Raw genomic sequence first — 22,762 nt, 5'->3', positions numbered from 1 at the left:
TTTTAAAAAAAGGAGGTCTACCTATGAGTGTTCCAGTAACCATCACTGAAGCAGCGGCTTTGCATATAAAAGATATGATGAAAGAGCATGAAGAAGAAAACGCGTTTCTCCGTGTGGGCGTAAAAGGCGGCGGCTGCAGCGGCCTGTCTTACGGAATGGGATTTGAGCACGAAAAAGGCGAAAAAGACAGCATGTTTGAACAGCACGGAATCACCGTTTTGGTCGACAGCGAAAGCCTTGATATTATGACCGGCACGATCATTGACTTCAAACAGTCCATGATGGGCGGCGGTTTCACCATTGACAACCCGAATGCCATCGCTTCCTGCGGCTGCGGTTCATCTTTCCGCACGGCCAAAAACGCCGGTACGCCGGAAGAGTGCTAAGGGTCAACCCGCCATTATTAGGATGAAAAAATATGACGTCTTTCTTTCGGTGGCGTTTGCACCATTGTTAAGAAAGGCGTTTATCTGTTTAATAAAAGGAAAACCCGCTCAACAGAAGCGGGTTTTCCTTTTTCAAAGAGGTTATTCGATTGTATGTTTCATCGCATGGTACATATTTGCCGTATGTTCATCGGCTTTATCCCGTGACATGCGCAGCCGTTCTTCTGAAGAACCATATCCGATTTCTTGTTTGCCCTCTTTCAGTCCTTTAAAAATACCATCAGCGAATTCATCCAGCGGTTCCCCTTGCGTATGCAGCCCTGCTCCGCCTAAATCTGTATTCACCGCCGGAGGCGCAACTTCAATCACTTCTACAGATGAATCAGAAAGCTGATGTCTCAGACTCATTGTAAATGAATGAAGCGCCGCTTTCGTTGCTGAATAGATCGGTGCAATGGCAAGCGGTGTAAAAGCCAATCCCGAAGAGACGTTAATGAAAGCCGCATCTTCTTTTCCGGCAAAAAACGGAGCGAACAGCATAGACAGGTGGAAGGGAGCTTCAATGTTCGTTGTGATTTCTTTATTGAAATAGTCCCAATTGTCCTTCGCATCCGCTTTCAGCACATGAAAACGTTGTTGAATCCCCGCGTTGTTTACTAACACATTCACTTCCGGATAATTTTTTTTCACCCAATCAAACAGTGATATACGTTCAGATGGAATGCTCAAATCACTGACATATGTAATAAGTTCCGGGTATGTTTCCTTTGCTTTTTGAAGAGCGTGCTCACGCCGTCCGGTCACGATGACTTTATTTCCCGCTTTTAAAAACCGTTCTGCGAAAGCCAATCCTATTCCGGCATTTCCGCCTGTAATCAGTATTGTATTTCCCGTCAGTTTCATATTAACTCCTCTTTTCCGATTGTTTTTACATTTCTTTGTCAACATTTCAGCTTTGATCCAATCAATATATTCATCCCGCAAATAGGCATGAAATAAGACAGCAGTGATTCTGTAAAATTGATTTTTAGATCATCGGGAAACCCGCCAAAACTATTCTTTCCTTGTCACAATATGATGATACGGCTTAAAGCACGGTTTAAGTCAACAAAAGAACCTTGTGCTTCCGTTTCGGTTACTCACATCAGACATAGGTCACGAAAGGAAAGGTGAACGTAAAGTCTTGGAATTTTCTTGATGCGATAAAGCGTACCGTATCATATGGGTGAGAGGCAATTAAAAAAACGTTTCTGATCAAAACAAAAGGACGGCGATGCATATGCAGGAAGGAAACAGCGTTGATATCAGGCCGCTCAGCTTGAATGATGCAGAGCAGGAACTGGTTTTGCAGAGGGAGAACCGCATGTTTTTTGAACGGTTTGCCATGTCGAGACAAGAGGATTTTTATACGCTGGAAGGCCGGAAAAAACGAATTGAATAATCACTGAAGAATGCGGAAAATGATACTGAATACAGCTTCGGCATTTTTCTTCAGGATCAGACCCTGATTGGCACGATCAGCCTTTTTCAGGTGGTTCGGGGTTCCCTCCAAAGCGCTTTTATCGGTTATTTTTTAGATGGCAAATATAACGGGAAAGGCTATGCGACGAAGGCTGTCAAGCTGGCAGTCGATTATGCATTCAACGAGCTGAAACTGCATCGGATAGAAGCCGGAGTCATGCCGCACAATAAGGCGTCAATCCGGGTGCTCGAAAAAGCTGGCTTTCATAAAGAAGGCATTGCGAGAAAAAATATAAAAATAAATGGAAAATGGGAAGATCATCAGGTGCTGGCGATCATACATCCGGAGGATACATGACGATATGCTCCTTTTTTATATCCTGCGTCTCTTTCGACAGATTCTTCCTAAAACTTCAAATCAATTGTCTAAATCATACTATTTGCAAATTCGAAAAAAAATAAAGGGTACATAGCACCAAAAACTCTGAAAGATGTGCTCTTTGTCAACACGTTCTAAAGTCATATTTTTCGAAAGGATATTGATTTTTTGATAGGATTAAACTAAATTGTAAAAGTATAGAATAGTTAATTTATTTTGTAAGAAAAGGATGATAATATGATAGGTCAATTGAGCAATAAAAAAATATTTTTAAGTTCTTTTTTCATCATTTTGATCTGTTCATTACTCTTCCAATTCAGTATTTCAGATAAAGTTCTGCAGTCGTATTATTCTTCCGTCGGAGAAAATACCTACGATATCGGGGAGAAAAGTGTTCGTACGATTGTCATGTTTCTGCAAGGGTTTATGATCTTCACAACTTTTGTGGAAATTCTGATAGGCGGATTTCTGTTATTCGTTGCCGCTTTTATTCTCGGTACAAAAAAACCGAAAAAAATATATTTGCTTCTATATACGCTGACTTCTTTAATCTCGGCATTTAAAATGTTGATTCTTTCAGTTGTTAACTACTTAACGGCTGATTCCTCGCTTATATATTCTGCCGGCGGCACCAGCTTGAGTCTGCAGCTGCTGGATCCATTTCTGCTCATATCAATCGCGGCTCTTTATGCTGCTGCGGGAAAACTGACCGATCTCAGTAAAGGCAAGAGAATCATTTTGACTGGATGTTTTGTTTTACTAAAACTCTTTACTATTTTCTTAAACTATTTTATGGCGGATAAAATTTAGCTCGGGAGAGAGTCAATTAAGCTGAATTTTATTATAAATTAAAAAAACAGAGTAGGGAGATGTTATGATGAACTTAGTAAAATCTAATAAAAAGTCTTTCATTTTGTTTGGCGCGGCTCTTGCTGCAGCAACATTGGTTTATGCACTATTATTAACGGGAACTGAATTAAACGTGGCGGCGGCTCATGCATTCTCAGCCAATGCTGAATTAGCTTCTACTCTCGGCATCTCTACAGCAGCAGCTAAAAAAGCAATTGATATTATTGATGCGGCATCAACAATTGCTTCTATCATTTCTCTTATCGGTATCGTTACAGGCGCAGGCGCGATTTCTTATGCAATCGTTGCAACAGCAAAAACAATGATTAAGAAATACGGCAAAAAATACGCAGCTGCTTGGTAAAGTCGATCAATAAATAATTGCTCTTTTTGTACAAGCTGCAAAAAGAGCCTCTCTCCCAAATACATATGTAAGGATTGAAAGTATGATAGTCAAACAAATTGCGGCTCTTATCAAATATAATACCCTGTCATCGTTTCGAAAAAGAAAGGAAGATTGGGGCATTCCTCAACTCAACAGCAAACTGCTGTCTGCCATTATTATTTCTCTGTTATGTTTATATCTCGTTTTCCTGGGATGCGGTGTTGTATTCGGGACAAAACTGATTCAGCTGCCCCTCAGCGCATGGGGGCAATTTGTTTTAATCGCCGTTTCACTTGAGCAGCTGTTTTGGGCTGCCGGCTTCTTTAAAGAACACCACAATGCCTTTCTGCTGGATACGCGCAAGGTCATTCATCAATTAAAAAAGGTTCGTTTTTTACAGCTGTTTTCTGTTTTTGCCGGCCAGGCGATCAAAAAAACCATTTTCGTATGGTATCTTTTTGTTTTTCCGGTCTTTTTATTTTTATCAAGCGCAGGCATGACCGGGTCTGCGGCGGTCATCGTATTTTTCTTGGGCTTCGTTTATTTTCTTCTCAATTTATTTTTATCTATGCTGTTTTCTTATGTTGTTTATCTTCTTACAAATATGTGGAGCAAATTGTTTTACTTGAAAATCATGAAAGGCATTTTATTCAGCGTCAGCCTGCTGGTTCCGCTTGCAGTCGGGTATGCCGTTTATCTTCTCGTGTTTGGGGAGTATACCGCAAAGGATATTTCAAGCTTTACGGAGTCACCGGCTTTCCGGAACATCCTCATGAATACGCCGTATGTATGGTTAGCATTCCGCTCACATTCCGTGCTCGTTTTCGCTGCGGTGTTTGCGGCCGCCGTCCTTTTAACGGCGGGGATGTTTAAACTGTGGTCGGCCACGCTGAAGAAAATGGACCTTATTCCTTATATGTTTTTGACAAACGCAGATTTTGCGCCAAAGCTGAAATTATATAGAAATAACAAAATATTTCATGCCGTTTTTCAAAAGGATCTGCTGTTTTTATCGAGAATTGACGGGTTTTTTATCAGGAACTTCGGCAGTATGCTGTATTTGTTCATGCTGTTTTTAGGTTTTTGTATTCCGCTTCTATCGCATCATTTTATCGGGTATTCGGCAGCCGCCATCGTGTCTGCGGCGGTTATCATTGCGAACTTTTCGTATCAGCTCGTCGGAGATGCGCTCAAAACAGTATTATCAGTTGACGGAGAAATAAAAAATCAGCATCTGTTTCACCGGAATATCAAACATGCGTGGCAGCTGGTGTTTCCGAAAGTATGTATTTATAATCTCGCCGCTCTTATCTATTCGTTCATCATCACCATTTTGATTACGGTGTTTTTTCCGTCTTCCGCTGCGCTGACGATTTACTTGTTTATTGTGTTTTTATGTTCGGGTTTTTTATACAGTCTTGTCCAGATTTCAAGCACCGCCCTGTATCCTAAGAAAAACTGGGAGCATATGTACGAAATTGGAGAAGCGGGGAAAGCAAAGACGTATAACAACTTATACGGATCTTTCATTTTCATTGTGTCGCTTCAAATCGCTGCGATCACGTCGTATTTTATCTATAAAAAGCCGGAACTTGAAACGATGCTTATTCATTCTGCATCAGGTATTTTTGTCCTGTTCACACTATTAAACTATGGAGTCATGTTTCTGTTTCTTCGCAGAATCAATATGGCGGAAAGGTTTGCGAACAATGATTAAATTAGTGAATATACAAAAAAACTATAGTGAAAAACAGGTGTTGAAAGATATTTCGTTTGAGGTGAAAAAAGGCTCAATTTATGCTTTGCTGGGGACTAATGGAGTCGGGAAAACAACGACTTTGAAAATCATTTCGGGCCTGCTTAAACCGACTTCAGGCAGCGTCATGATTGACGGTAAGGAACTGGATTCAGAAGAGGGGGGGCAAATATCGGCTGATATCGGTTTTGTGCCCGACCATGCCTTTTTATATGATTACTTAACGGGAGTCGAATACCTGCGTTTTACAGCGGAGATGTTTGAAGTACCGTCTCAGCGGACAAATGAGTATATAAAGAATATGTTAGAGACGCTGAAGCTTGCTCAAGACGGAAATCAGCTGATTAAAACATATTCACATGGAATGAAACAAAAATTATCAATTGCGGCCGCGCTCATTCATCAGCCAAAGATATTAATTCTTGACGAACCGCTGACGGGCATTGATTTAATCAGCGGTAAAACGATACGGACGTTATTAAAGGAGTACGTCAAGCAGGGACATACGGTCCTGTTATCGACCCACCTGTTGGAGCTGGCGCATTCGCTGTGTGATACGATCGGTATTATACATGAAGGCGTTTTTGCTGCGGAGTATCAGTCATCCGAGCATTCATTAGAAGAGATTGAAGAATTGGCTGAGAGTATCTATACATGATGAACCGCATGTTGCCGGCAATCAGGACGTCCGTCATTCCGTTAACCGCGTCATTGCTGTTTTTTTCAGGCGGTGTGATCGCTGCGTTTTTTTCCGATCACTTTGTTTCAACCGCGTCTTACAACGGCTCGTCAGGCGCGGTTGAACTGCTGAAAAACAATGCAATCGCTTGTCTGTTTTTAGCCGCGGGTTTTTTTACCTTTGGGTTGACCTCAATCTTTTATTTATTCACCAACGGGTTTATTTTAAGCGGCTCTATTATAGAAAATCTGCATAGCGGGGTTCCTTTTTATCAGATTTTTTTACTGCTAATTCCTCATGGTATATTTGAAGTTCCCGCGTTATTATTAAGTGGCGCCATTGGTTTTAAGGGCGTTGAATTGGTTATCAGGCTGTGTTTTTCTAAGGAAAAAAAGATAATGGCTTCAATGTTCAGGCATATTGGAATATTGGTGCTCATAATTATTTGTCTGCTGATCGCCGCTGCCATTATTGAAGCTTACATCACACCAATTTTTAAGTAAAAGGGGCAGAAATCATATGAGAAGTAAATTATCATTAATCGGTGTGCCGATTGTTATGATTATCGGTTATATCATTTCTTTATCCTTTGAGTGGCTGTTTCCTGTTCTTACTTTTGGGGTGGCAGGACTATATCTCTTTATATTTGCTCCGGTGCAAAATAAATTCATTCGTTACATCTTTTTGTTTATTTTTGTGATTAATCTGTTGGCCAGTGCGGCTCTTTATTTCGGTATTTAATGAAAAAAATGACATTCATATTGAATGTCATTTTTTTATCTTTGAGCGGCCCTGCTGCGTGTTAAAATCTGTCGCCGTTGAAAATAGAGTTTTTTACGATCACGTAGTCGACATTACGAATGGCTTCGAGTGTATTGCCGCCGGCGTAAGAGATGGAAGATTGCAGATCCTGCTCCATTTCAACCAGCGTGTCCTGTAAAGACCCTTTATGTTCGACATGCATTTTTTTGCCTTCGACGTTTTTCTTTTCGCCTTTTTGAAATTCAGAAGCGGAGCCGAAATATTCTTTGTACAGCTTTCCATCGATTTCGATCGTTTGTCCCGGTGATTCTTCGTGGCCGGCGAATAATGATCCGATCATGACCATGGATGCGCCGAATCGGATGGATTTCGCAATATCGCCGTGCGTGCGGATGCCGCCGTCAGCAATGATCGGTTTGCTCGCCGCTTTCGCGCACCAGCGAAGCGCGGCTAATTGCCATCCGCCGGTTCCGAAGCCGGTTTTAATTTTGGTGATGCAGACTTTCCCGGGGCCGATTCCCACTTTTGTCGCGTCAGCGCCCGCGCGTTCCAGCTCCCTTACGGCTTCAGGCGTCCCGACATTCCCTGCGATGACAAAGCTTTCCGGGACATGTTCTTTAATAAATTGAATCATGCTGATCACGGCATTGGAATGGCCGTGCGCGATATCAATGGTAATATAATCCGGCACAAGCTCCTTTGCTTTCAGCTCCCGGATGAATTCATAATCATTTTCCTTCACGCCGACACTGATGGAAGAAATTAGTCCGCGCGCTTTCATATCCTGGACAAAAGCCAGGCGTTTTTCCGGTTCGAAGCGGTGCATGATATAAAAATACCCGTTTTCCGCGAGCCAGGCCGCGATGTTTTCATCTATTATCGTCTGCATGTTGGCCGGCACGACCGGAAGTTTAAACGTGTGTCCGCCCAATGTAACTGATGTATCACATTCAGATCGGCTGTCCACAATGCATTTTGCAGGAATCAGCTGAATATCTTCGTAATCAAATACATTTTCCATATATAACACCCCTAAAAGCGAATAATAGAATTAAATAAAATTAAAATGTTCGTCTTTTTATAATGTACTTTGTTTTGTCAGGAATGTCAAATGATTTCATGCTGCCTCATATGCGGTCAGCTTGTCATCCATTTGCAGTTTGGTTATCATAGTAGTATTGGGTGTTGTAAGACATTTGTTACGATAGATAGATTTGCAAAGAAGGGAGGGGCCGGTGTGGAACAAAAACAGCCCGGGCACAGCCCGAAAGCCCAGAAAATTCAGGACCGGATTATTTTAGGCACGATTTGGGTCGTGTCGGCGCTTGTCATTGCGCTCGTTGTCGGAACCGTCATGAATTATATTTGGATGTTTAAATAAAAAAGAGTCTGTGCCGGTATGACACAGACTCTTTTTTATATTATTTTTCAAACATGCTTGTAGAATGCAGAGGCTGGACGCGCGCTTTCGGGTCCATGTAAGCCTTCGCGTTGTTCACGGCTGTCGGAGCTTCGCCGAAACCGCTGGCGATCAGCTTGACTTTGCCTTCATATGTGCAGATATCTCCGGCGGCAAAGAAGCCTTCAATATTCGTTTCCATCGTGCTTTTGACGACGATGGAATTTTTCTCGATGTCAAGGCCCCAGTTTTTAATCGGGCCGAGAGAAGAAACAAAGCCGTAGTTTACGATCAGGTCATCAATTTCGATGATTTCTTTACGGTCGCCTTTCACTTCTTCGAGAACGAGCTGTTCGATCCGGTCTTCACCGACAAGTTCAGCGGGAACAAACGGTGTCAGCACGTTGACTTTAGAATTATGAAGGTTTTCGACACTGTGCTCATGCGCGCGGAATTTATCACGGCGGTGGATGATGCTGACTTCTTTCGCGATCGGCTCAAGCATGAGCGCCCAGTCAACCGCGGAATCGCCGCCGCCCAGAACGGCAACGCGTCTGCCTGCGAATTGATTGAGGTCGTCAATGAAGTAGTGCAGGTTTTTGCCCTCATATTGTTCCGCTGATTCCAGCTCAAGCTTTCTCGGCTTAAATGCGCCGTTTCCCGCGGTGATAATAACCGTTTTTGAATAATGCGTTTCTGAATTCGTGACAAGCTTAAACACACCGTCCGCCTGTTTTTCAACAGATTCAACGGCCTGCTCTAAGCAGATGGTCTGATCGAACTTTGCCATTTGCTCTTTTAAATTGTTCACAAGTTCTTGGGCGCGGATTTTCGGGAAGCCGGCTACATCATAAATATATTTTTCAGGGTACAGCGCGCTGAGCTGGCCGCCAAGCTGAGGCAGGCTCTCGATGATTTTGACGCTTGCCTGTCTCATTCCCCCGTAAAAAGCGGTAAACAGGCCGACCGGGCCGCCGCCGATGACCGTAATATCATAAACCTTTGAATCCTCTTGCATACCAAATTGCCTCCTAATTGAAAATTGTTATTAATTATAACATACAATTTAAAAGGATGACGAGTGCCGAAAACCGCCCGGCCGCTTCATTCTTGAAAAAAATTGCGGCCGCCGCTAATATGGGGACAAATTCCAATCTGTTTTTTCCTGAATGTTTTCTGATTCTTCCGGATAGTATGGTGATATGCAGACATGTGCGGTTTTCTAAAAAATTTTATATTTCATTTCATAAAATCCCGCCAATAAGCTGAAGCTAATACAAATGTTGATTTGATTATGCGTCTAACAGCAAAAAAAAGAAGGTGGATGTGATGGCATTGAATAAACCCAAAATCGTGGTTTTAGGTGCAGGTTATGGTGGATTAATGACAGTAACAAGGCTTCCGAAGCATATCGGGGCAAATGACGCTGACATTACTTTGGTCAATAAACACAATTATCATTATGAAACGACATGGATGCATGAAGCGAGCGCAGGAACGCTGCATCATGACCGCTGCAGATATCAAATAAAAGATGTAATCAATGAATCACGGGTCAAATTTGTGCAGGATACCGTAAAAGCGATAGATGTGCAAAATAAAAAGGTGACGCTTTCACAAGGGGACATCCCTTATGATTATCTTGTCATCGGGCTTGGCGCCGTCCCTGAAACATTTGGGATTAAAGGCTTAAAAGAATTCGCTTTTCCGATCGCGAATATTAATACGTCGCGCCAGCTGAAAGACCATATTGAGCTCCAATTTGCGACATACAATACGGAGGCCGAAAAACGCCCTGACCGCTTAACCATCGTTGTCGGCGGAGCGGGCTTTACGGGAATTGAATTTCTCGGTGAGCTTGCGAACCGCAAGCCGGAGTTATGCAGATATTATGATATAGATGAAAGTCTCGTCCGGATCGTCTGTGTCGAGGCCGCCCCGACGGTTTTGCCGGGATTTGATCCGGAGCTTGTCGATTACGCCGTTCAATACCTTGAGAGCAAAGGCGTTGAATTTAAAATCGGCACCGCGGTTCAAGAATGCCGCGCAGACGGTGTCACAGTCGGCAAGAAAGATGAAGAGCCGGAAGAAATCAAATCGCAGACCGTTGTCTGGGCGGCGGGCGTGCGCGGGCATCCGATCGTGGAGGAAGCGGGTTTTGAAAATATGCGCGGCCGTGTCAAGGTCAACCCTGATCTTCGGGCGCCGGGACATGATGACGTTTTTATTCTCGGCGACAGCTCGCTCTTTATCAATGAAGAGACGGAACGGCCGTACCCGCCGACTGCTCAGATCGCGATGCAGCAAGGAGAAACGGTCGCCAAAAATCTGGGCGGTTTGATTAAAGGAGGCCAGCTTGAAGAGTTCAAGCCTGACATTAAAGGAACCGTCGCCTCCCTCGGTGAGCATAACGCCGTCGGAGTCGTATACGGCAGGAAGCTCAAAGGCACGCCGGCGTCCTTTATGAAAAAGGTCATTGACAACCGCTCGCTCTTTATGATTGGCGGGCTGGGCCTGACGCTGAAAAAAGGGAAGTTTAAATTCTTCTGAAAACCCGCGGCCGCGGGTTTTCTCTTCTTTTAAAAAAGAGCGCTATCAAAAGAATGTAAAAGAAAAAAATGAATGTTTTCGCTTACATGAGTTATTTTGTTACATATTCTGACTTGGTGCTTGACAAGTAAATATGATATATTATCAGAAAATTAAGAAAAAAGGGTGATCCGCATGAAAACGACAGCAAAAAGCACGGCGGCGTGTCCGTTCTGCTCAGGTAAAGGGTATTTTCAATTGCTTCTTGGCGGCTCCGAAACATGTCCCTCCTGCCAGGGAAGCGGCAAAGAGAGACGCTGATTTTTCCAGACGTTGACTTTTTTACCGCCCCCGAGGTACACTGAAAGTGCTGTAGGGGGTGGATGTTTGTGATTAGTTTGCCGGTTGTCCTGATCTCAATCGTACTATTTTTCGTACTGTTTTTCGGCATAGGCTTTCTGTTGAACATGCTGCTTAGAATGTCGTGGATTATGGCTGTTGTCTATCCGATTGTATGCCTTTTCATTATCAGCAATAAAAAGATGATCAGTTACGTGCAGGCGCCGGGGGAATCCTTTCAAAGCCTGTTTCAGCGTATCATGTCATTAGCGGTTGCGGATGTCGTGATTTTGGCGGGCGGACTGGCGGGAGCCATCACGTCAGGCATTGCCATAAAGGCGCTCAGAAAAAGAGGATATCAAATGTTTTAAGCCGCTTTCTTATTTGAGAAAGCTTTTTTTGTGCCGCGGCGCTTTTTGTATAGCACCTCACCGAGTTGGGAACAATGACTCGGAGGAGAGTGATTTCAGATTGACGATAATCAGACGCGTATTCATGATCGTGCTCTTTTTGGGCGCATGCCATGCGACATACTTTTCCATAACCGGTGTTGAAGCAAAGGATCTGACAAATTGGATGACGGAACATCGCGGCGCCGTTTTGAAAAACATCGGCACTCCGTTTCAATCCTTACAGAATCAGCCGGAAAAGAAGGCATCAGGCAGGATGAAACCGCTGGAAGAAGCTTTTGACTGGGAACGCTATCCGTCACAAAAGGTGACGGCCACCGGTTATACCGCCGGAGCGGAATCTACCGGAAAATCTCCGGGTCATCCGCAGTACGGAATTACATATTCAGGCGTGAAGGTCAAACGCGATTTATATTCAACTGTTGCGGCCGATCCGTCTGTTTTCCCGATCGGGACGATTCTGTTTATACCGAATTACGGTTACGGGGTTGTCGCCGATACCGGCTCAAAAATTAAAGGCAGCCGCCTTGACCTCTACTTTGACACCGTCAAGGACGTCTATAACAATTGGGGCAAAAAAACACTTGAGGTCTACATGATTAAAAAAGGGAACGGCACAGTGACCGAGGACGAACTTGTAAAGCTGAACGAAACCAAGTCGATGCAAGTGTTCAGAAATCAATACAAAACGGTAAAAGAATAAAAACGCTTCAGCATCCGCTGAAGCGTTTTTTACATAAAGAAATAATCTAAAATCAATGTCAGCACAATACCGGTGACGCCGCCGAAGAAGACTTCAATCGGCTGATGGCCGAGCAGTTCTTTCAGTTTCTTCTGTTTTTCCTTCTCTTCCGCTTTCTGAAAGTCCTTCGCTTCGCTGACAAACCGATTAAAGTCGATGACCAGTCTATTAATGACCGTCGCCTGTTCACCCGCATGCCGCCTGACACCTGTAGCGTCGAACATCGTAATGACGGCGAAAATCGCGGCGACTGCAAACAGGGGCGAATCCAGTCCCTGTTCCAAAGCGACTCCGGTTGACAGCGCGGTGACGGCAGCGGAATGGGAGCTCGGCATGCCGCCGGTGCTCGTCACAAGAGACCAGTCAAGTTTTTTTGATACGATAAATTGAATAGGCACTTTTACAACTTGGGCAAAAATAATGGCGGCAAAACTCGCCAGTAAAGGAAAATTCATAAGTACATCCATATGCAACATCCTTTCTGTATCTGCTGATTCCGATCGTATCGAAAAACTGCAGAAAACGCCCTTAGTTTGGTAAAATAAAATCAATGAAAAATGTTTTTTCATTATACCACTTTACATAACAAATACCCACATAAGGAGTGTGTACTCATGTTTTATGCATCTGATCAACTGCGGCATCCCGAAACACTGGTCATCGGTCTTTTTCAAAAAAGCACGCTGAACGGATTTACGAAGGAATTGGATGATAAATTGGACGGTCATCTGACCCAGCTGTTAAAGGATGGTGATGTGTCCGCCAAACGCAATCGTGTATCAAAAGTATACCCTCCGGCTGCGACCGGTATGAAACGTATTTATTTTATCGGCCTGGGAAGAGAAGCGGATTATTCGTTTGAAGATACGAAAGAATGCTTTGCACGAGTATTTCAGCAGATTCATCAAGATAAAAAACAGGAAGTATCCGTTTTGCTCGATACATTCGTCTCCGGGGAAGTGCCTGCCGCCGATGCCGCTCATGCGCTTTCAGAAAGCTGTCTGCTTGCGGTTTACGAAGTGCAGGATTATAAACATAAATCAAATGAGCCGGATCAGGAACTGAAATCAGTCTGCGCCGTGACCGAAGAAGACCTGAGGGAAGTGCAGGCCGGCCTGAACGTCGGAGCGGCATACGGCCAAGGGACGAATTCAGCCCGCACGCTTGTGAATATGCCGGGTAATATGCTGACGGCCACTGATTTGGCGTCATATGCCGCCGAGCTTGCGGCAAAATACGATTTCGAGTGTGAAATTTTAGAAAAAGATGAAATGGAAGAGCTCGGCATGGGCGGGCTGCTTGCTGTTAACAAGGGCTCATCCGAACCGCCGAAAATGATCGTTCTGAAGTATCAGGGCAAAGATCAGTGGGAAGACGTTATCGGCCTGGTCGGTAAAGGAATTACCTTTGATACGGGCGGATATTCAATTAAGCCGAAAACCGGCATCGTCGGCATGAAAAGCGATATGGGAGGGGCCGCCTCGGTATTAGGGGCAATGGAAATTATCGGCGAACTGCGGCCTGAACAAAACGTGCTCGCCGTCATACCGTCTACGGACAACATGATTTCGTCTGATGCTATGAAGCCGGATGATGTCATCGTTTCGCTCAGCGGAAAAACCATTGAGATCCTGAACACCGATGCGGAAGGGCGTCTCGTGCTTGCCGACGGCATCACATACGCCAAGCAGCACGGAGCCTCTGTCCTTGTAGACGTCGCAACGTTAACGGGCGGTGTCATTGTCGCCTTAGGGAACGAAATGACGGGCGCCATGACCAATCACGCCGCGTTTTATGAACAGGTTGCGAAATCGGCGAAAGAATCCGGCGAGCCGATCTGGCAGCTTCCGATTACAGAAAAGGATAAAAAACGGGTGAGAAACAGTCAGATGGCTGATTTGAACAATTCTCCGGGAAGAGAAGGCCACGCGATTATGGCGGGGGCATTCATTGGTGAATTCGCGGAAAACACGCCGTGGGTTCATCTCGATATTGCGGGAACCGCAACGGCGAATAAAGCGACATGCTTCGGCCCTGCCGGCGCAACAGGCGTCATGGCAAGGACGTTGGCTGTTTTGACTGAGCGCTTTACGCCCGAAAGATAACAGCATCCCGCTGCCTTGATGCAGCGGGTTTTTTGATTTCCAAAATCTTTAGTTGACTAAAGCGCAGAATATATGGTAACTTTAATTATCTACTACATTAGCAAACTAAAGGATTTTTGGAGGGACTCATCAATGAATGCTGTTGTTGTCGCAGTATTGCTTATGCTCGTCTTAAGCCTGCTGCGTGTCAATATTATTATAGCTTTAATGATCGGCGCGCTTGCCGGCGGGCTGACCGGCGGCTTAGGCCTAGGAGAGACGGTGAAGGCTTTTACGGACGGTCTCGGCGGAAATGCCACCGTCGCGGTCAGCTACGCGCTGCTCGGAGCATTTGCCGCGGCGCTGACAAAGACGGGGCTTCCCGATGCAATGGTGGAAGCGTCTGTCAAACTAATCGGAAAAAAGGAAGATTCGCGGAAAAAAGCCCTGTCAAAAGTGTTAATCGTACTGATTATTTTAATCATATCCTGTTTCTCGCAAAACGTGGTGCCCGTTCACATTGCGTTTATTCCTGTATTGATTCCGCCGCTTTTAAAAATATTTAACGAACTTGAAATAGACCGCAGACTGATCGCGTGTGTGATGACATTCGGACTGACTGCGCCGTATATCGTTCTGCCTGTCGGATTCGGACAGATTTTCCAGGGGATGCTGAGAGATAATATGGCGGCAGCCGGTTTAAAGGTGCCGCTCAGTGATATCCCGTATGCTTTAATCATTCCGACGGCCGGGATGGTAGTCGGTTTAATTTTAGCCGTCATCGTCTTCCGGAAACCGAAGAAATATGAGACGAAGGAGATTGCCGGACTATCGTCTTCTCCTTATACGAAAAAAAGCATTGCCATCGCCTTGATCTCCATTGCCGTGTCGCTTGCCGTTCAGCTCTATCTGTCACAAGTGCTCGGAGTGGAAGGTATGATCATGGGCGCGCTTGCCGGCTTGTTTACGCTGTTTATCAGCGGAGTCATGAAGCGCAATGAAGCGGATAAGCTGATCACGGACGGCATGATTCTGATGGCTTTTATCGGGTTTGTCATGCTTGTTGCGGCCGGTTTTTCAAATGTATTGAATAAAACGGGTGATGTGGCTTCCTTGGTCAAAGCATCAACAGGCTTTATCGGCCACAGCCAATCATTAGGCGCGCTCCTGATGCTGGTGGTCGGTTTATTAATCACGATGGGAATCGGATCATCATTTGCAACCGTACCCGTCATTACGACCATATTTGTCCCGCTGTGCGCTCAGCTCGGATTCAGTCCGATGGCGACGATTGCCGTAATCGGAGCGGCCGCCGCGGTCGGTGATGCGGGTTCTCCTGCAAGTGACAGTACGCTCGGGCCGACGTCAGGCCTCAGCGCCGACGGACAGCACCACCACATTTGGGATACGTGCGTACCGACATTTATTTTCTATAACATTCCGCTTGTGATATTCGGCTGGATTGCCGCACTTGTCCTGTAAAAAAAGGCTCCCGGAAAGGGGAGCCTTTTTGTATGCTGAGAACATCTTACGCCGGGTTTCTGCTGAACCCCGTCGCTTTATGAATAGACCTGTAAACGGCAGGCGCGATTGATGCCAATAACAGTGCTAAAACGATATCTTTTATGAAAAACCATATCATGTAAAACCAGGCCATTCCGTAGCTGATCGGAGCATGAAGCCATAATTTCAGCGCAATATACGTATAGGTCGTGCCAATGATATAAATGACGGCGGTACCGATCAAAGAGGCCCATGCATAATGCAGGCGGCCGGGTTTTTTTGTTTTTTCCAGCAGCCATCCGGCTGCAAATGCCGCCGGGATATAAGCGAGAATAAATCCGCCGCTCTTTCCGATAAACGGCGCAAAGCCTGCTGAGAATTGAGCGAAAACAGGCGCCCCCGCGAGTCCGGCCAATGCGTATACCGTCATTGCAATGGCTGCCCGTCTGGCGCCGAGAAGCATCGCGGCTAACAGACAAAAGAAAGGCTGCAGCGATAACGGAATTCCCGCAACTTGCAAAAAAGGAGCCATTGATGTAATGTTGGCGCCGACGGCCATCAGTGCGGCAAACATGCCGATAAGCGCCATATCGCCCGCGCGAAGGTTGCGTTGTTTCATTTGTTTTTCCCCCTTACACTTGTACCAGATTAGCGTAATCGAAGGGTGATTGATTGTCAACAAAGATTTAATACAGGTTTACTAAATGGAGGGAGCCATATGTTTTTCGGGAAAACGAAACAAACAAAACAGTCGGAACGGATTCCGCCAAACCAAAATGTCACAACGAAGTTTCCCGTGCTTCACGCCGGAAATGTTCCTTATTATGAAGATATGTCAAAATGGAATCTGCAAGTGTACGGACTTGTTGACCGTCCTATGCTGTTAAGCTTTGAGGATATCAAAGCCTTTCCTGAAGCCGAAGTGAAAAATGATATTCATTGCGTCACGGGCTGGTCCCGTCTTGATAATATCTGGCAGGGAATACGCGCCAAAGACATCGCTGAAAAAGCGCGAGTGCACAAAGAAGCGGGGTTCGTCATTCTGCACGCTGAAGAGGGCTGGACGGCCAACCTGCCGCTTTCTGATTTTACGCGGGAAACATCCCTGCTGGCATATGCGCATAACGGCGAGCCGTTAACGCCAGAGCACGGCTATCCGCTCAGAGGCGTTTTCCCCCATCTTTATTTTTGGAAAAGCGCAAAATGGCTGCGCGGCATTCAGTTCACAAAGGAAAACCACCCCGGCTTTTGGGAGAAAAACGGCTACCATATGAGGGGAGATCCATGGAAGAATGAGCGCTTTACATGGGATTAAGCCCCTATCACTATATAGTTCTTAGGTACCTTATTGAAATAAGGTGCTTTTTTTATATCAAAAATCCATTGACTTTGTTTGGCAAAAAACCTATTATTTGAGGTGTCTTTTGATATTGAAAATCATTATCAATAAGCATAGATAAAGCAATTGCCGCAAAGGGGATGAACACATAATGGACGGAAAACAAATAAAGCGGGGTTTCGCGCCGGCCGGCCGATACGCGGTTCCGGGCACAGAAGTAAGAGAAATGCGCTCAAAAGGAGGCCGTACGTATCGTATCTTTGTCTCTTTTCCTCAGGAAGAACCGCCTGCATCCGGCTTCCCCGTCATATACCTGCTCGATGCGAATTCCGTATTCGGCACAATGGCCGAAGCTTTGCGGGTGCAAAGCCGACGGCCTGAAAAAACAGGCGTTGTTCCGGCGGTGATTGTCGGAATCGGCTACCCGACAGATCAGCCGTTTTCCGCCGAACGTCACAGTGATTTTACGATGCCGCTTTCTGAATCAGAACTGCCGGTGCACCCGCGCGGCGCGGCATGGCCCGAACAGGGAGGGGCGGAAGCGTTTCTGAGTTTTATAGAAGAAGAAGTAAAGCCCGCGATGGAGCGGGATTATCCGATCGACAGAGGCAGGCAGACGATTTTCGGCCATTCGCTGGGCGGTCTTTTTGTGCTGCAAGTGCTTTTGACGAGGCCGGACATGTTCCAGACCTATGTTGCCGGGAGTCCGTCAATTCACTGGAACAAGCGTTTTATTCAGGAAAAAGCGGAGCGTTTGTCAGACCGGCTCTCTGCGGAAAATCTTCAAGTCAGCGTATTGCTGGCTGCGGGAGAAATTGAAAAAACACATAAAAGCAGAATCCCGCAGCACGCAGAGGCGCTGTACTCTTTATTATCCGGATTTGAAGATGATGGAGTCCGTGCTGAATACAGCGAGTTTGAAGGAGAGGGCCATATTTCTGTCCTGCCCGTTTTAATCAGCAGGGCCCTGCGTTTCTGCCTGAATCCGGGAGGACCGCATACCCCGTATTCTCCCGCATGAGAAAAAACAGGCCCTTCGAACTAAATGCGGCTGATTCTAATTTTCTAATTGACTGCGTGTTTTGATTTGGATATGATTGTCTTGAATCATAGTTGATAATGATAATCATTATCAATATAGAAGGGGAATGATAATATGGACGCATTGGGAATGAAAGGGAAAACGGCCGTTGTCACCGGCGCCGCTCAAGGCATCGGAGAAGCAACAGCGCTTGCCCTTGCTGAACAAGGCGTAAATGTGGCAGCTATAGATACAAATGAAGACCTGCTTCTCGGGCTTACTGACAGACTTCGGCAAAAAGGCGTGCAGGCGCAGGGGTTTGCCGCAGATGTATCTGACAGTGCGGCTGTCAATGATATCATCGCCGCCGTTGAACGCGACATGGGGCCTATTGAAATATTGGCGAACGTTGCGGGCGTGCTGCGGCCGGGTCCGGTGCAATCCCTCAGTGATGAAGATTGGGATCAAACATTTTCTGTTAATACGACCGGCGTTTTTCATGTATCGCGGGCTGTAAGCCGGTACATGATTGAGCGTCAAAAAGGCGCCATCGTTACGGTCGGTTCGAATGCAGCCGGCGTTCCGCGTGCTTCCATGGCGGCTTATGCGGCGTCAAAAGCGGCTGCCGTCATGTTTACGAAATGCCTCGGACTGGAGCTTGCGGCCCATCATATCCGCTGCAACATCGTATCTCCGGGTTCAACGGAAACCGACATGCAGCGGGCGCTGTGGCAGGACGAGAACGGAGCCCGGGACGTCATCAGAGGTTCGCTTGATACATATAAAACGGGAATTCCGCTTCAAAAGCTGGCGAAGCCTTCTGATATTGCAAATGCCGTTTTGTTTCTGGCTTCTGAACAGGCAAACCATATTACGATGCATGATTTATGCGTTGATGGCGGCGCTACTTTAGGCGTTTGATGTAACGAGAAGGAGGGACAAACATGACAAATCAACATTTATTGGCGGAAGTGTCTGCAAAAGAGGTGCTGGATGCTTACAAGCCCGGGGCGTTCTTTTTAGCTTCCCCGAAAAGTACGATGCTTGCGGAAGGAATGTTTGCGGAAGTGCCTGATACAGACGCGGAAAATCAGCTGGATTCACTGCCTGAACGCGTGAGACAGACGCTTCTTGAGGCAAAGCAAGCCGGCATCAAACATCCGATTGCGGCCGGCGCCATTCCTTTTGACGGCAGAAAAGCTTCCCGGCTTTTTGTACCGAAGAATGTCCATACGGCAGGCCCGCTTTCGTTTGCGGAATCTTCCGCAGAAAAGCCGCAATCCAATACATATGACATCCGTCCCGTTCCGGAGCCTGAGGGCTTTATGAGCGGTGTGGAACAAGGCGTATTCAACATTACGGACGGTCCGCTCAGCAAAATCGTGCTGTCAAGGACGCTTCATCTGACCGCTGAAAAGGATATCGACATTCCACAGGCCGTCAAGCATTTGGCGCAGCACAACCCGCGCGGCTATACATTCGCTGCGGATGTGACGGGAACGTCAGAAACAAGAAAAACGCTTTTCGGCGCAAGTCCTGAACTGCTGCTGTCCAAAAACGGAACATCGATTCTGTCCAATCCGCTGGCAGGCTCCAGACCTCGCAGCACAGATCCCGCCGAGGATCAGAGAAGAGCGGAAGAACTGCTGCAATCAGCAAAAGATCTGCATGAACATGCCGTAGTCGTGGCCGCCGTGGCTGCCGCTCTTAAACCGTTCTGCCGTGTGCTTGATGTGCCGGAAAAACCGTCACTCATTAAAACTGAGGCAATGTGGCACCTATCCACCGAGGTAAAGGGAGAGCTGCGTGATCCGTCAACGACATCACTTGAGCTGGCCATCGCCCTGCATCCGACGCCCGCGGTATGCGGAACACCGACGGATGCGGCGAGAGAAGCGATTCAGGATATTGAGCCGTTTGACCGCAATTTCTACACGGGAATGGCGGGCTGGTGTGATGCTGAGGGTGATGGAGAATGGATTATCGCACTCCGCTGCGCCGAAGCGGAAACAAGGTCTCTCCGGCTCTTTGCGGGTGCCGGGATTGTCGCCGGATCAAAGCCGCAGGATGAACTGGACGAGACCTCGGCCAAATTCCGCACCATGCTCCGGGCGATGGGGCTTTACCAAGATGAGTTGTAAAAAAGGAGGGAACGGATCGTGCTGACTGGATTTACGCCATGGCCGGAAGAATGGGCTGACAAATACCGAAAAGACGGCTGCTGGAAGGGTGAGACGTTCGGAGGAATGCTGAAAGAGCGCGCGGCTTTATACGGAAATCAAACTGCCGTGACGTGTAAAGATGTACATTGGACCTACAAAGAATTAGATGAAAGGGCAGATCGTTTAGCGGCGGGGCTGCATAAGCTCGGAATTCAAAAGGAAGACCGCGTTGTCGTTCAGCTGCCGAATATCACTGAGTTTTTTGAAGTGATTTTCGCGCTGTTCCGGCTGGGAGCGCTGCCCGTTTTCGCGCTGCCTTCTCATAGAAGCAGTGAGATTACGTATTTCTGCGAGTTTGCAGAGGCGAAAGCATACATCATTCCTGATATGCATTCAGGTTTTGATTACAGGGCGCTTGCCAGACAGGTGAAAGACAAACTTCCGGATTTGGCGCATGTCATTGTGGCCGGCGAAGCTGAAGAGTTTCAGGAACTGAGCAGCCTGCATAGAGAGCCTGTTCAGCTGGAAGATATAAGCCCGGCGGAAGTCGCCTTTTTACAGCTTTCAGGAGGCAGTACGGGGCTGTCCAAGCTGATTCCGCGAACACACGACGATTACATATACAGTTTGCGCATCAGCGCGGAAATATGCGGCTTGGATCAACACAGCGTTTATTTGGCCGCTCTGCCGACAGCGCATAATTATCCGCTCAGCTCGCCGGGTGTGCTGGGAACTTTATATGCCGGAGGCCGGGTTGTTCTGTCACCGACGCCGAGTCCGGATGACTGCTTCCCGTTAATTGAAAAAGAACGTGTCACGATTACAGCGCTCGTCCCGCCGCTTGCGATGGTGTGGATGGACGCATCCGGTTCGCGAAGTGATGATTTATCAAGCCTTCAAGTGCTGCAGGTGGGAGGCGCCAAATTCAGCGCTGAGGCGGCCCGCCGCGTGAAGAGCGCTTTCGGATGCACCCTTCAGCAGGTTTTCGGAATGGCGGAAGGATTGGTGAATTATACGAGACTGGATGATCCTGAAGAGATCATTGTCAATACGCAAGGCAGACCGATGTCCCCTTTTGATGAGGTAAGGGTTTTAGACGATGACGGGCGGAATGTCGCCCCCGGTGAAGCGGGACATTTGTTTACACGCGGCCCTTACACGATTCGCGGATATTATAAAGCGCCTGAACATAATGAAAGATCATTCACAGCCGACGGATTTTATCAGACCGGCGATATCGTCAAACTGACGGCGGACGGCTATATCATCGTTGAAGGGCGTGCGAAAGATCAAATCAATCGGGGCGGTGAAAAAATAGCCGCTGAGGAGGTGGAAAATCACCTTCTTGCGCATCCTGCCGTTCATGATGCGGCCATGGTTTCAATGCCGGATGATTTTCTCGGGGAGCGATCCTGTGTGTTCGTCATCCCGAAAGGAGAAGCGCCGAAACCGGGAGAGCTGAAAGCATTTTTGCGTGAGCGCGGACTGGCGGCATATAAAATCCCCGACCGGATTGAATTTATCGCTTCTTTCCCGAAAACCGGCGTCGGCAAGGTCAGTAAAAAGGATCTTCGCGAAACGATCGCCCAAAAAGTAAAGCCGGCTGAAATCAAACAATCTTAAAAAAGGAAGTGTTTACATTGGCTATACCGTCTATTTCCGCATATGCGCTGCCGACAGCATCAGATATGCCTGAAAATAAAGTATCGTGGACGCTGAATCCGAAACGCGCGGTGCTTCTGATCCATGACATGCAGAATTATTTCGTCGATGCTTTTGCGAAAGGTGAAGCTCCGATCACAGAGGCGTCTCAGAATATCAAAAAAATAAAAGAGCAATGCAAAGCACTTGGCATTCCGGTGGTGTATACCGCGCAGCCGGGCAGCCAAGACCCGGCGGACCGTGCGCTGCTGACAGATTTTTGGGGGCCGGGGCTAAAAAGCGGGCCTTATGAAGAAAAGGTCATTCCGGAGCTTGCCCCGGATGATCAGGACATTGTCCTCACAAAGTGGAGATACAGCGCGTTTAAACGGACGAATCTCCTTGAGATCATGCGTGAAAGCGGCAGAGACCAGCTCATGATTACGGGAATTTATGCACACATAGGCTGTCTCATCACAGCCTGTGAAGCATTTATGGATGATATCCAAAGCTTCTTTATCGGAGACGCCGTTGCTGATTTTTCTTCAGAAAAACATAAGATGGCCATCGAATATGCGTCTCAGCGCTGCGCTTACACAGCTTTGACAAACGAAGTGCTGGAGCTGCTGGGCGGCGCGCCGGTTTCTGGAGGAGAAGAGAAGGTTTCCGCCGTATTGACAAAAGACCGGGTGCGGGAACAAATTGCGGCGATTCTTCAAGAATCACCGTCTGATATTCCGGATCATGAAGACCTGCTGGACAGAGGTCTTGACTCCGTCAGAATCATGAGCCTTGTCGAACAATGGCGCCGTGACGGAGCTGAAGTGACGTTTGTGGAACTGGCGGAGAACCCGACGCTGGAAGAGTGGTGGAGACTTCTTTCTTCCCGATCTCAAAAAGTCTTGCCGAACGCAGATTATTTATAAAGGGAGAGAA

General features: G+C 46.8%; 25 protein-coding genes and 1 pseudogene. 21 read left to right on the top strand and 5 right to left on the bottom strand.

What is annotated here, in order from left to right:
• Window positions 1-23 precede the first annotated feature (23 nt).
• Window positions 24-386, top strand: a complete 363-nt coding sequence (locus NYE28_RS16785) for an iron-sulfur cluster assembly accessory protein (protein ID WP_003151967.1) — start codon at window positions 24-26, stop codon at window positions 384-386.
• Between the two features lie 141 nt (window positions 387-527).
• Here the strand turns inward: NYE28_RS16785 and NYE28_RS16780 are convergent, their stop codons facing one another.
• Entirely contained in the window at window positions 528-1,289 is a 762-nt protein-coding gene (locus tag NYE28_RS16780; RefSeq protein WP_122504172.1) for an SDR family NAD(P)-dependent oxidoreductase, read from the bottom strand.
• A gap of 376 nt (window positions 1,290-1,665) precedes the next feature.
• Here NYE28_RS16780 and NYE28_RS16775 point away from each other — a divergent pair.
• From NYE28_RS16775 to NYE28_RS16745, 7 genes and pseudogenes are all read left to right on the top strand, one after another.
• Window positions 1,666-2,205 (top strand): annotated as a pseudogene (locus tag NYE28_RS16775) (GNAT family protein).
• A gap of 258 nt (window positions 2,206-2,463) precedes the next feature.
• Window positions 2,464-3,036 carry a hypothetical protein gene (locus NYE28_RS16770; RefSeq protein WP_007408715.1) on the top strand — a complete coding sequence of 191 codons (573 nt, stop codon included), beginning with the start codon at window positions 2,464-2,466 and terminating at the stop codon, window positions 3,034-3,036.
• Window positions 3,037-3,103: 67 nt separating this feature from the next.
• Entirely contained in the window at window positions 3,104-3,439 is a 336-nt protein-coding gene (locus NYE28_RS16765) for an uberolysin/carnocyclin family circular bacteriocin (RefSeq protein ID WP_003151973.1), read from the top strand.
• An 82-nt stretch (window positions 3,440-3,521) separates the two neighbouring features.
• The gene (locus NYE28_RS16760) at window positions 3,522-5,177 is read left to right on the top strand and encodes a hypothetical protein (RefSeq protein ID WP_007408714.1); all 1,656 of its coding nucleotides are present in this window, start codon (window positions 3,522-3,524) and stop codon (window positions 5,175-5,177) included.
• The gene (locus tag NYE28_RS16755) at window positions 5,170-5,874 is read left to right on the top strand and encodes an ABC transporter ATP-binding protein (RefSeq protein ID WP_015240505.1); all 705 of its coding nucleotides are present in this window, start codon (window positions 5,170-5,172) and stop codon (window positions 5,872-5,874) included. Before NYE28_RS16760 ends, NYE28_RS16755 begins: the two co-directional genes overlap by 8 nt.
• Window positions 5,871-6,398, top strand: coding sequence for a stage II sporulation protein M (locus NYE28_RS16750; RefSeq protein ID WP_025285208.1), 528 nt, complete (start codon window positions 5,871-5,873; stop codon window positions 6,396-6,398). The genes NYE28_RS16755 and NYE28_RS16750 overlap by 4 nt, the downstream gene beginning before the upstream one ends.
• A 16-nt stretch (window positions 6,399-6,414) precedes the next feature.
• Window positions 6,415-6,636, top strand: a complete 222-nt coding sequence (locus NYE28_RS16745) for a DUF5970 family protein (protein ID WP_003151978.1) — start codon at window positions 6,415-6,417, stop codon at window positions 6,634-6,636.
• 61 nt (window positions 6,637-6,697) lie between these two features.
• On the opposite strand, the gene guaC is transcribed toward NYE28_RS16745, so the two are convergent.
• Window positions 6,698-7,678: a GMP reductase gene (guaC, locus tag NYE28_RS16740; protein WP_032867149.1), complete on the bottom strand. Its 981-nt coding sequence runs from the start codon at window positions 7,676-7,678 to the stop codon at window positions 6,698-6,700.
• Window positions 7,679-7,894: 216 nt separating this feature from the next.
• On the opposite strand from guaC, the gene NYE28_RS16735 reads away from it, so the two are divergent.
• Window positions 7,895-8,038 (top strand): hypothetical protein, encoded by a 144-nt coding sequence (locus tag NYE28_RS16735; RefSeq protein ID WP_003151982.1) that lies wholly within the window; start codon window positions 7,895-7,897, stop codon window positions 8,036-8,038.
• A gap of 40 nt (window positions 8,039-8,078) precedes the next feature.
• Here NYE28_RS16735 and yumC read toward each other — a convergent pair whose 3' ends face one another.
• Window positions 8,079-9,074, bottom strand: a complete 996-nt coding sequence (gene yumC, locus NYE28_RS16730) for a ferredoxin--NADP reductase 2 (RefSeq protein WP_003151984.1) — start codon at window positions 9,072-9,074, stop codon at window positions 8,079-8,081.
• A gap of 311 nt (window positions 9,075-9,385) precedes the next feature.
• Between yumC and NYE28_RS16725 the strand changes: the two genes are divergently transcribed.
• The 4 genes from NYE28_RS16725 (at window position 9,386) to NYE28_RS16710 (ending at window position 12,037) form a co-directional block, all read left to right on the top strand.
• Window positions 9,386-10,606: an NAD(P)/FAD-dependent oxidoreductase gene (locus NYE28_RS16725; RefSeq protein WP_012118337.1), complete on the top strand. Its 1,221-nt coding sequence runs from the start codon at window positions 9,386-9,388 to the stop codon at window positions 10,604-10,606.
• Between the two features lie 174 nt (window positions 10,607-10,780).
• Entirely contained in the window at window positions 10,781-10,906 is a 126-nt protein-coding gene (locus NYE28_RS16720; RefSeq protein WP_007408708.1) for a YuiA family protein, read from the top strand.
• Between the two features lie 68 nt (window positions 10,907-10,974).
• Window positions 10,975-11,295, top strand: coding sequence for a YuiB family protein (locus tag NYE28_RS16715; protein WP_025285206.1), 321 nt, complete (start codon window positions 10,975-10,977; stop codon window positions 11,293-11,295).
• A 100-nt stretch (window positions 11,296-11,395) separates the two neighbouring features.
• Window positions 11,396-12,037 carry a 3D domain-containing protein gene (locus NYE28_RS16710; protein ID WP_025285205.1) on the top strand — a complete coding sequence of 214 codons (642 nt, stop codon included), beginning with the start codon at window positions 11,396-11,398 and terminating at the stop codon, window positions 12,035-12,037.
• Between the two features lie 29 nt (window positions 12,038-12,066).
• Here NYE28_RS16710 and NYE28_RS16705 read toward each other — a convergent pair whose 3' ends face one another.
• Window positions 12,067-12,543: a divergent PAP2 family protein gene (locus tag NYE28_RS16705; protein WP_025285204.1), complete on the bottom strand. Its 477-nt coding sequence runs from the start codon at window positions 12,541-12,543 to the stop codon at window positions 12,067-12,069.
• 147 nt (window positions 12,544-12,690) lie between these two features.
• Here NYE28_RS16705 and NYE28_RS16700 point away from each other — a divergent pair, with 147 nt between their 5' ends.
• Together NYE28_RS16700 and NYE28_RS16695 are read left to right on the top strand one after the other, a co-directional pair.
• Window positions 12,691-14,181 (top strand): leucyl aminopeptidase, encoded by a 1,491-nt coding sequence (locus NYE28_RS16700; RefSeq protein WP_100001596.1) that lies wholly within the window; start codon window positions 12,691-12,693, stop codon window positions 14,179-14,181.
• Window positions 14,182-14,313: 132 nt separating this feature from the next.
• Window positions 14,314-15,642, top strand: a complete 1,329-nt coding sequence (locus NYE28_RS16695; protein ID WP_007408703.1) for an SLC13 family permease — start codon at window positions 14,314-14,316, stop codon at window positions 15,640-15,642.
• A gap of 46 nt (window positions 15,643-15,688) precedes the next feature.
• On the opposite strand, the gene NYE28_RS16690 is transcribed toward NYE28_RS16695, so the two are convergent.
• Window positions 15,689-16,282: a biotin transporter BioY gene (locus NYE28_RS16690; RefSeq protein WP_007408702.1), complete on the bottom strand. Its 594-nt coding sequence runs from the start codon at window positions 16,280-16,282 to the stop codon at window positions 15,689-15,691.
• A gap of 99 nt (window positions 16,283-16,381) precedes the next feature.
• Between NYE28_RS16690 and NYE28_RS16685 the strand changes: the two genes are divergently transcribed.
• From NYE28_RS16685 to NYE28_RS16660, 6 genes are all read left to right on the top strand, one after another.
• Window positions 16,382-16,978 (top strand): sulfite oxidase-like oxidoreductase, encoded by a 597-nt coding sequence (locus NYE28_RS16685; RefSeq protein WP_015240495.1) that lies wholly within the window; start codon window positions 16,382-16,384, stop codon window positions 16,976-16,978.
• Between the two features lie 175 nt (window positions 16,979-17,153).
• Window positions 17,154-18,023 (top strand): alpha/beta hydrolase, encoded by an 870-nt coding sequence (locus NYE28_RS16680; RefSeq protein WP_012118332.1) that lies wholly within the window; start codon window positions 17,154-17,156, stop codon window positions 18,021-18,023.
• Between the two features lie 135 nt (window positions 18,024-18,158).
• Complete coding sequence (locus tag NYE28_RS16675; protein WP_043020747.1) at window positions 18,159-18,944, top strand: 2,3-dihydro-2,3-dihydroxybenzoate dehydrogenase; 786 nt, start codon at window positions 18,159-18,161, stop codon at window positions 18,942-18,944.
• Window positions 18,945-18,967: 23 nt separating this feature from the next.
• Window positions 18,968-20,164, top strand: coding sequence for an isochorismate synthase DhbC (dhbC, locus tag NYE28_RS16670; protein ID WP_025650210.1), 1,197 nt, complete (start codon window positions 18,968-18,970; stop codon window positions 20,162-20,164).
• Between the two features lie 18 nt (window positions 20,165-20,182).
• Window positions 20,183-21,808 carry a (2,3-dihydroxybenzoyl)adenylate synthase gene (locus NYE28_RS16665; RefSeq protein ID WP_059367909.1) on the top strand — a complete coding sequence of 542 codons (1,626 nt, stop codon included), beginning with the start codon at window positions 20,183-20,185 and terminating at the stop codon, window positions 21,806-21,808.
• 17 nt (window positions 21,809-21,825) lie between these two features.
• Window positions 21,826-22,752: an isochorismatase gene (locus NYE28_RS16660; RefSeq protein WP_025285198.1), complete on the top strand. Its 927-nt coding sequence runs from the start codon at window positions 21,826-21,828 to the stop codon at window positions 22,750-22,752.
• Window positions 22,753-22,762: the final 10 nt, after the last annotated feature.

It is taken from the genome of Bacillus sp. FSL R5-0443, from assembly GCF_038608285.1.
Taxonomy (GTDB): domain Bacteria; phylum Bacillota; class Bacilli; order Bacillales; family Bacillaceae; genus Bacillus; species Bacillus velezensis.
This window is presented reverse-complemented; position numbering and strand designations above follow the sequence as displayed.